Here is a 9,478-nt window from a genome sequence, read left to right as displayed (position 1 = left end):
GCGCCGTGACTGAGGTCGCGCGGTCATGCTTCAGGGCTGGGCATGGCGGGTGCGGTCCAAAATGAGGTGGCCGCAGACGCGCGTAGGATGGGCATCGCTCTCGATAGTGTGAAAGTATTCGCTCCGAACCCGAAAACATCGCAATGCCGTAGGTTGGGGTGAGGAACGGACACTGGCGGCTAATTCGTTAACCCATTGAAGCCCAGCGTCTCCTGAATATGCTTTCAAGGGGTTACGGCGCTCTCCAGGCATTTCGCCACCAGGGGGAACGTTGGGGTTCGCTCTCGCTCACCCCAACCTACGGGCTCCGCGAGCGCCTCCGGTTTCGCTATCGCCTTGAAGACCCTTGGCGTCTTGGCGCCTTGGCGTGAGACCTTCCGGGTCTGAGCCAAGCCGGTGCGGCGGATGCGCCCGCGTCGGCGCAATTCGCCACCAGTGTCCCGCCAAGCACCCCGGTGCCGATCGCATGTCGAGTATACGGAGGATGCTTTGCACCTGATCTCCAGGCAGATCCTTGCCGTTGTAGGGGCGGGTTTGAAACCCGCCCCCACGTCCGGCGATTACATCTACAAATGACCCCGAGTAACCGGAGTACCCCATGGGCCGAATCATCGACAGCAGCTTCCGCGCGGCCTGGTGGCTGCCGGGACCGCACCTCCAAACCATCTGGCCCAGCCTGGCGCGGCAGCGCCCGCGCCTGCAACTCACGCGGCGGCGCGTCGAACTGGCGGACGGCGACTTCATCGATCTCGCCGTGGGCGCGGGCTCCGGCCCGCGGATCCTGGTGATTCACGGACTGGAAGGCGACCTGCAGTCGCACTATGCCGGCAGCCTGCTCGACGCCCTGAGTGGCGCGGGCTACCAGCCGATCTTCATGCACCTGCGCGGCTGCTCGGGTGAGCCCAACCGGCTGGCGCGCTCCTACCACTCGGGGGCTAGTGAAGATCTGCACGAGGTCCTCACCCACCTGGACAAAGACCCTGAAGGCGTTCCCCTGGCCGCCATCGGCTTCTCACTGGGCGGCAACCTGTTGCTCAAATACCTGGGTGAGCGCGGCGGCGAGACCGGGGACCGCGCCCCGCTGCTCGGCGCCGGCATCGCGGTGTCGGCCCCCTTCGTCCTGCGCGACGCCATGCTGCGGCTGGATCTCGGCGCCTCGCGGTTCTATCGCCGCTACCTGGTCGATAAGCTCAAGCGAGCCTTCCGGCGCAAGTTCGCCACCCTCCCCTGCCCCTTGAACCTGGACATCGACACCATTCACAGCTTCAATCAGTTCGATGATCAGGTGACCGCCCCGCTATGCGGCTTCGCCGGTGTCTTCGACTACTACACCCGCGCCAGTTGCCGTCAGTTCCTGCCCCGCATCACCACCCCGACGCTGATCATCCATGCGCAGGATGACCCCTTCATGTTCCCGTCCACTGTCCCGTTCGCACACGAACTCGGCCCCGCGGTCACCCTGGAACTCACCCGTCACGGCGGCCACGTCGGCTTCGTCGCCGGCAATCGGCCCTGGCGGCCGGTCTATTGGGTGGAGGGACGGGTGTTGGAATTTCTCCGGGAAATACGTTGGGCGCCGTAGCGCAGCGTATGGCGCTGCGCTACGGCGGGTCGGCAACCCGACCGGCATTGGTGGCCCTTACCGGCCCCCTTATCTGGCCGGGTTGCGGACGAATGCCAACGCTTTTCTCGACTCGTCCCGCCCGCCTGTAAGTCAAGCCGTCGCAAGCTCCGAAACCGCGACCCAACGAGAGACGCCCGTTACCGTCCGCACGCTGACAAACCGCGTTTGTGCGATCGCAAAAGACTTTTACCTGTAAGAAACTGCATAATAGTGCCACCCGGAGGCCAACAATGGGGCACGGGGGAACCTCGGGCGCCTCCGGTCAGCCCCGATGGCGTCCGTGCCCTGCGACACGACCCCGTGCCCTGAAGAAACGAGCATCCAATGCCGACCGAACCCTGGGTTTCCGTTGAAGCCGTAGCAAACCACCTCGGCATCACCAAGGACTCCGTGTACCGTTGGATCGACCGCAGGGGGCTACCTGCGCACAAGATTGGTCGGCTCTGGAAAGCCCAGTTGTCCGACGTAGACGCTTGGGTTAAGGCCGGGGGCACCGAGTCGCCTGGTAGCGAGCCTGAGACCGCGCCGCCAGGGAATGACTAGCCGTGGCTAACTCAGCCGCCGGGCAAGCGATTCCCCAAGCAACGCAGGTTCCCGGGCTCGATCCCGACGCACCCTATTACTCTCGCCTGTCTGCACGGTCCGCGCTGTACACGGATTTTCGCCTGCTCCTGGAGGCCCGGGATACGGCCCTGACCGCAGAGCGTTACCGCGGCCTGGTCGTCGACGACAACTGCTTGGCGCGGTCCTCAGTCGCTTCCCGCCGCAAACTGTGGAAGGAACTGCGTTCTCGCTATCGGCTTGATGCGAGCGATCCGCTCTTTTCAGCGTTCTGGGCGCAATGGCAGCGCAGTGGTTCCGAGACCGAGCGTACTCTGACTGCCTATGTGTTGTTCGCGCTGAATGATCGTCTGGTGGCAGATCTGGGGATGCACTGGCTATTCCCGCTGCTTCGCCGAGCACCCATGGACGTTCGTGTGGCTGATGTCCGGGCGTTCCTCGTGCGCTCTGCCGCGCAACATCCTGGAGTGCTCGACTGGTCCGAGGAGACCACGCGAGCCGTTACCCAAAAATACTGTGCCAGCATTCGTGATTTCGGGCTAGCTGCCGGTGCCGTACATAAGAGAACCGTTCGACCGTCTCTCTATGGTGCACCGGTTCGATTGATCCTAACCGCGTTGCGGCTGGTCGGCACACCGTTTCTGGACCAGGTGAAATCACCTGTCTTCAGATTGCTCGGCATCGACTCGTCAGAGGTTATCGACACCCTCGGGGATCTTAATCGCCGCGGGGACCTGCGCTTCAGGATGCAAGGCGATGTCGTCGAGATCGACCTTCCGGAGGCCGCCTGATGCAGCCGATGTTCGAGTCGCTGATGGCCATCATGGCGAATCCCGTCAGGGCGAATCAGGGCGTCAAGACTGACGACTCTGTGCTTCTCGTCTACCCACCGAGCAACGAACTTGATTTTCGCGAGCAACTGTTGGACAGCTTTGTACCTGCCGTGACCGCGCGTGCCATTCCATGCCAACTCCTCGACCTGACCGGTTTCATGTTCAAAGATTTGAGCGAGCAAGATATCGAAGGGCTCCAGGAAGACGAGATCGACGACTACAAATGGCTCCTTCAGGGTCTGTCTAAGCGTGTTGAGACCAATCTCCAGACTCGCTTAAGTGAAATCGCCGATCAGAATCCCGGCGGTAACGTGATCGTCTATGCCACCGTCGCTGTCCACCCCTTAGTCCGCTTCGGCGAGGTTTTGAAAGGTCTGCGGGACCTCAATTGTCGAATCGTCCTCGCATTCCCAGGAGAGGAGCGCGGGGGAAGATTGCATTTCATGAATCAACCGGACGGCGGGAATTACCTCGCGGTCAAGATATCCTGGCCCTGATCGCGATCAATGGCCGCGATCAAGAACCAATAAAATAGGAAGAAAGCCGGTGCCGACGATTCGGGAAATCATCAAGCGTGATATTGGGGTAAAGATTGAAGGCGTCGTCAAGGTCTTCGATCACGCATCCCTGGCAACCGACATCCGCGAGTATGTCGTCACCGACAAGATCGAGCACGAGCTCAAGCGGATTTTCGATACCTTTACCCATGTCAGCGAGACGCTGCGGCGTGGCGGCGCCGCCCGGGACGTCATGGGCATCTGGGCATCGGGGTTTTACGGCTCCGGCAAGTCGCACTTGGCAAAGGTATTAGGCCACATCCTCCATAATACTCCGCTCGATGACGGGGGCTCCGAACATTGTATCGACGCCTTCGTCAAGCACCTTTCTGACTCACCTGCTGGCCGCGACCTGCGCCTGCGTCTCGGCGAACTCAAACTCAACACAGATATCCGGACCATCTTTTTTGAGATCAAGAGCCGGCAATCGCTCAGCAATCCGAATTCTGTGGGCGAAATCCTGCTATCCGAGTTCTACCGCAGCATCGGCCTCGCGGAGAACGTCGTGGTGGCCCGTATCGAGCGTCGGCTCCAACAGTTGGGACTTTACGAGAAATTCGTCGCCGAGTACGAAACCAGCTACGGAAACCCCTGGCAGGGCGCTGAGGGACGCGATGACCTGCTGTCGGTCCGGCGTCGCATCGCACAGCTATTACCGGTTGTCGAGCCCACCGAGTATCCGGACGAAAAGACAGCAAAACAGGCAGTCAGGGACATGTTCGACTACCAACAGTTGACCGCGGAAGGAATCGCAGACGAATTAGTTGCTTGGGTGACCGCCCAGAAGACCACCGGCGGCAAGGTGGCTCACCTCGTCTTCGTCATCGACGAGATGGGGACCTTCATCGGCGATTCGACGGATCGCATCAGCGAATTGAACAGCCTCGCCGAGATGATCGGCAATAAGGGCAAGGGTCGGGTTTGGCTAATCGTGACCAGCCAGCAGGACCTGGAGCGCGTGGTAGACCGCACCAACTTCCAACCGGCACTCGTCGGACGGCTCAACGCCCGGTTCGAGCTTAAACCGCACCTGATCTCGGACGAGATCAACAAGGTGGTGTCTGAACGTATCCTCAAGAAACACCCGTCCCAGGAGGCCATTCTGCACGGTCTCTACCAGACCCACGAGGGGCACATTGCCCAACTTGCGGACCTGAAGGCCAGCCGGCAGTTAGGAAGACTCAACGAGCGCAGCTTTATCGACTGCTATCCCTTCCTGCCTCACCAGATCAGCTTGGCGCAGGACATCTTTGAGGCACTCTCCGGATTTCGCATCTCTGGCGGTGTGCGCTCCATGATCAGCGTGGTGATGGAGGCCCTTCAAGACCTGGCTGACGAGCCCGTCGGCGTCATTGTCAGCTTCGATCAGGTCTTCGATGCCGTGCAGAACGACCTGCTCTCCCAGGAGTACCTCGGTGCCTCGGGCGTACGGGCCATCTACGAGTCGGACGAGCGCGTGCCCCATACGCCGGTGATGCCGGCTCGGGTTTTGAAGGTCCTCTGGCTGCTCCAGCGGGTGACCTGGGTCCCGCGGGTCCCGGAGACCCTCGCCAAGCTCCTCACCAGTTCCCTCACCGCCGACCTCGCGCAGCTTCGCACGGATGTGGAGGCGACCCTCCTGCCGTTGCAGGAGGCCGGTTACGTCGCACGCGACGAGGCGACCGGTGAGTGGAAGTTCCTCAACGAACGCGAGCGCACCATCGAGCAGGCCATCCAGGAGATGGTCCGCCCAGGTGGTCCTAAGAGCATCAACCTCGCTACCGTGCGCAGGACCTCTCAGCAGATCTGCAAGGACGAGTTGCTTACCCGTAAACGGCTGGGCAACTTTGCCGTCGCCCACGGTGTCACCAAGGTCACCTTCGCTTACGGTGTCCACCTCGACGGCGAAGCGGTCGATACCGGGCCGGAACTGGAGATCCGCTTCCTTTCGCCCTTGGCGCCCGGCCGCACCGCGGCGATCGAAGAGATCGGGCAGCAGAATCAGGCCGGCGGCGCCAAGGGCAAGATCGGCTGGTGGCTGGCGGACACGCCCCAGAACCTGGAGGGCCGCTTGAAGCGCTACGAGTCCCTGGTGAAGGTCACAAGCGACAAACGGTTCACCGAAGATAGCTCCGCCGAAACCCAGGATGCCCTCGCCGAAAAGCGCAAGGAGCGCGATGAGCTCAAGATTGCCCTGGTCAGAGACCTGGAGCGGGCCTTCCTGGGGGGCACGCTGCTCTACGGGGGACAGGAGGTCGATCTCGAAGGCGCCGCCGACCTGAAAGACCCCATCCGCACGGCCTTTCAAGCACTCATCCCCAACGTCTACCCGCGTTTCCACCTGGCTGACCGAGCCTTCGACTTCGCCAAGCAGCTCAAGGCGTTGCTCAACCCCACAACCACGAATCTGCACCAGGTCGCCCCCGAACTAGACCTCTTCGACACGCAGGGGAGCCTGCAACGGGAATCGGCCCTGGTGGGTCAGGTACTCGAAGTGCTCGCCGACCTCGCGGACGAGGGCCTGGAACCCGAGGGGGGACGACTACTCGACGCCAAGGACGATAAGGGTTTCAAAGGCTTTCTCCGGCCGCCCTTCGGCTGGCCGGAGGAGTTGGTGCGCCTGGTACTCGCCGGTTGCTTCAGGGCCGGGGCCTTGTACATAGAAAATCAAACCCCTTTGGGGCCGTCCGCGCTCTACGACTACAAGGGCACCGACGAGATCTTCTCGAAGATCACCGCCTTCAGAAAATCCACCTTCCGGGTCGCCGAGACCAGCCTGTCGGTGGATCAGATCAAGCACGCGAGCAAGACCCTCATCGCGATGGGTCGCAGTGGTACGCCCGAGTCGGGCAACGCCATCGCAGCCGCGGTGCGCGACCTGGGGCTTGCGCTGGTGCTCGGAATACAGGAGGCCAAGAGCCGCCACGAGCAAGGGCTACCGATTCCCGATGCGGTGTTGAAGGCCGAAACGGCTTTGACTGAGCCGACCACCGCCAAGGACCCTACCACCGTAGTGACCGCCTTCCTCGCCAAGGAAAAGGAGTGGAAGGCACTCAAGAAGGGACTGGACGCCTTGCGGGACTTCCTGGATGCGAACCGGCACCAGGACTTCGATGCCGCGCGCAAGTTGATCGGCCTGTCCGCGGATCATCCCATCCCGGACGGGCACCCCAAGTGCGCCGCATTCGTGCAGGCCGAGCAAGACCTGGCCGCCATCACCGCAGAAAAAGCGGTCATCGCGCGTTGGAGCGACTACCGTGCGGCCTTCGACACGGCCTTCGCCACCTACCGGGATGTCTACCTCCAGACCTACGACCAGGTTCGGAGCGCGGCCGAGGCCCAGGCCGCGGAGATCATGGCCGGGGTTGCCTACCAGAATGCTCCGCCCGCCCGGCGCGACGCGGTCGTCGACAAGGTGTTCGGTGTCGGCAAGCTGGGCCACTACGCCCCGCTGACCCTCGCCACCGTGGAGGCCCTGCTCACGGCCGCCGGCAAACGCAGCCTCTCTGCACTCGATCAGGCCATGGTCGCGTTACCCGCCTACCGGGCACAGGTGGAGTCTGAATTGCGAACCCTGGTATTACCGCCGCCCGACCCCCGAGAGCGGGTATTCGAGTGGCGCCCGGTGACTGTCCTGGCCGGCCGGCGATTCAAGACCGAAGACGAGGTGGATCAAGCCTTGGACGAGGTGGCGGACGATCTCAAGGCCCAAATCCGCGAAGGGTTCACGGTGGTGGTCAAATGACCGCGACGAACGGACAGACCTCACCGCAAGGCGCGACAAGCCGACAGACGCTGTCGGACCAACACAAGGAGGCCGTGCGGTCTTGGGTGCCCCGGGTCCGTCTGCTCATTGAGGACGAATTCTCGGCCCAGCTCAAACGCCTCGGGCTCCAGCCGAACGGTAAGCACAAGCCCATCGACCAGATGCGCCTGCCCGAGGACTCTGTGGCGGTCCGCAGCCGGGTCGCGGCGCTCATCGCCCGTGACGCGATCGTCGAGGGTTCGGCCGAGCGCGGCTACGAGAACGTGAAGCGCGAGCTTGCCTACACCCTCCTCAACCGGCTCGTCGGCCTCAAGGCGATGGAGGTTCGGCAACTCCTCTACCTTCCGCCGCCGTCGGCGCCGCAAGACACGCCGGAGCAGACCGAGGTGATCACGCCCGTCACGGGCCAGGCACGCTCGCGCTACCTGCGCGACTATCGGGCCGCGGGCGGTAGCCAATACAAGTACGACGATGACGCCGAGGAGCGACTGCTCCACGACGGACTCACCGCGGCGTTTCGACACATCACCCACGACATACGTGTCCTCTTCGATCCGGACCACGAATACGCCTGCCTCTGGCCAACCCATGCGTCCTTGGTGAGCATCCTCAAAAAGATCAATGAAGAGCTGCCCGAGGATGCCTACCGCGCCCAGGACTTTCTCGGCTGGGTCTACCAGTTCTTCGTCGGTAGACCAATGCCGGGGCAGGAGCAGTCTGAAAAAGACAAGATCCGCAAGGAAACAAAAGGAACCCCACGTTCATCTCACGAGCTGTCTGTTCTTAACCAGTTTTATACGCCCTCCTGGGTGGTGAAGGTCCTGGTCGACAATACCCTCGGCAGGCTCTGGCTCCAGATGCACCCGGACTCGGCGCTCACCGCCACCGCCCCGCCGCCCTTGCCCGATGAGCGGACCTGCGATGTTCCGGTCGCCGACTACCTGGTCCCGCGCACTGGGGAGCGCATCCGCTACCAGCGGCTGACCGATGACGGCCAGGTCGAGAGCTTCAAGCGTGCTCGCGACATTGCCCTGCTCGATCCCGCCTGCGGCACCATGCACTTCGGCCAGTATGCCTTCGGCCTCTTCCACCGGATGTACCTGGACGAGATCGAGCATGCCGGCCAGCCCGGTTGGCCTGCCGAGCCCTCGGTTAGCGAACCTCGCGACATCCCGGCCGCCATCATTGAGCACAACCTCTTTGGCGTCGACATCGACCCGCGGGCGGTCCAGATCGCCTCCCTGTCGCTGCTCCTGACCGCCAAGGAGGCGTCGCTCAAGCACGGTTTCTCGCCGATGGATGTGCAGATCCAGCGCAGCAACCTGGTCGTCGCTAACGCCGTGGACCTGGGTGCCGAGCAGTTGCGTCAACTGGTAGAGGACGTGCTGAACCGCCAGGGTGCCAAGAGTGCGCAGACGCGAGAGGTCGCCGCAAGGCTCTTCAAGGTCATCTGGGGAAACCTCCAGTATGTCAGCGAGCTCGGCAGCCTCGTGCAGGTGCGCGAGGGCGTCGAGCGCGTGCTGGACGACTGGGTGGAAGTCCGTGCCCGGGAGAAGGGACTCACCCCAGTCCTCGCCCTGGTAGAGCACCCGCAGCTTGAGCTGGGATCGATCCTTGCCGACTTGGAGCGGGACCAGGCCCGACAGCTCCAACTCGAACGGCGTCTCCTGGAGGCGGAGGCCCGCCAGCTCCAGCAGGAGCTGCTTGCCGCCATTGAAGACGAGGCCGCCCAAGTGGGGGGCGACCCCACCGAGCGCCTCTTTGCGGAGGATACCGCCCGTGGACTCAAGCTCCTCCAGATCCTCTCGCGGCACTACGACGTGGTAGTCATGAACCCGCCCTACGGGGCCTTCATCCCGAAGGTGAAGGACTTCGTAAAGGCGGCCTACCCGCTCACGGCCAATGACATCTACGCGACCTTCATAGATCGGGCGACGCAGTTGACCGAGCCCGAGGGCTATGTCGGGGCACTGGTCTCCGCGACCTTCGTGAACCTGATCTCGTTTGAGAAGCTACGCACCGAGATCCTGCTCAAGCGCAACCCTCTCATGGTCATGCTCGATCTCGGATTCGGTATCCTCGACGACGCGACTGTCGAAGCCGCGGCGATTGTGTTGCGTGGGGGCGTGCGATGAAGATTCACCACCAAGACACGAAG

6 protein-coding genes are annotated in these 9,478 nt (G+C 62.7%); all 6 read left to right on the top strand.

Features of this window, described 5'->3' with window-relative positions; translation table 11 throughout:
- The first annotated feature begins 598 nt into the window (after positions 1-598).
- Entirely contained in the window at positions 599-1,582 is a 984-nt protein-coding gene (locus QZY03_RS07185; protein ID WP_295579582.1) for a hydrolase, read from the top strand.
- Between the two features lie 366 nt (positions 1,583-1,948).
- Positions 1,949-2,167, top strand: a complete 219-nt coding sequence (locus QZY03_RS07180) for a helix-turn-helix domain-containing protein (RefSeq protein ID WP_295579580.1) — start codon at positions 1,949-1,951, stop codon at positions 2,165-2,167.
- 2 nt (positions 2,168-2,169) lie between these two features.
- A complete protein-coding gene (locus tag QZY03_RS07175; RefSeq protein WP_295579577.1) occupies positions 2,170-2,976 on the top strand; it encodes a BrxA family protein in 807 nt (268 codons plus the stop codon).
- Entirely contained in the window at positions 2,976-3,515 is a 540-nt protein-coding gene (locus tag QZY03_RS07170; RefSeq protein ID WP_295579574.1) for a BREX protein BrxB domain-containing protein, read from the top strand. Before QZY03_RS07175 ends, QZY03_RS07170 begins: the two co-directional genes overlap by 1 nt.
- 49 nt (positions 3,516-3,564) lie before the next feature.
- Positions 3,565-7,299 (top strand): BREX system P-loop protein BrxC, encoded by a 3,735-nt coding sequence (brxC, locus tag QZY03_RS07165; protein WP_295579571.1) that lies wholly within the window; start codon positions 3,565-3,567, stop codon positions 7,297-7,299.
- On the top strand, positions 7,296-9,455 hold the full coding sequence (locus tag QZY03_RS07160) for an Eco57I restriction-modification methylase domain-containing protein (RefSeq protein ID WP_295579568.1): 2,160 nt from the start codon (positions 7,296-7,298) through the stop codon (positions 9,453-9,455). Before brxC ends, QZY03_RS07160 begins: the two co-directional genes overlap by 4 nt.
- Positions 9,456-9,478: the final 23 nt, after the last annotated feature.

Origin of the sequence: uncultured Lamprocystis sp. (genome assembly GCF_903933125.1) — a bacterium.
In the GTDB taxonomy this organism is placed as follows: domain Bacteria; phylum Pseudomonadota; class Gammaproteobacteria; order Chromatiales; family Chromatiaceae; genus Thiodictyon.
The sequence above is the reverse complement of the archived record's forward strand: the minus strand, read 5'-3'. Positions and strand labels throughout refer to the sequence as shown.

What these genes read in the sequence shown, in the direction of transcription:
- QZY03_RS07185 (WP_295579582.1), top strand. Translation starts at nt 599, where the DNA reads ATGGGCCGAATCATCGACAGCAGCTTCCGCGCGGCCTGGTGGCTGCCG.
- QZY03_RS07180 (WP_295579580.1), top strand. Translation starts at nt 1,949, where the DNA reads ATGCCGACCGAACCCTGGGTTTCCGTTGAAGCCGTAGCAAACCACCTC.
- QZY03_RS07170 (WP_295579574.1), top strand. Translation starts at nt 2,976, where the DNA reads ATGCAGCCGATGTTCGAGTCGCTGATGGCCATCATGGCGAATCCCGTC.
- QZY03_RS07160 (WP_295579568.1), top strand. Translation starts at nt 7,296, where the DNA reads ATGACCGCGACGAACGGACAGACCTCACCGCAAGGCGCGACAAGCCGA.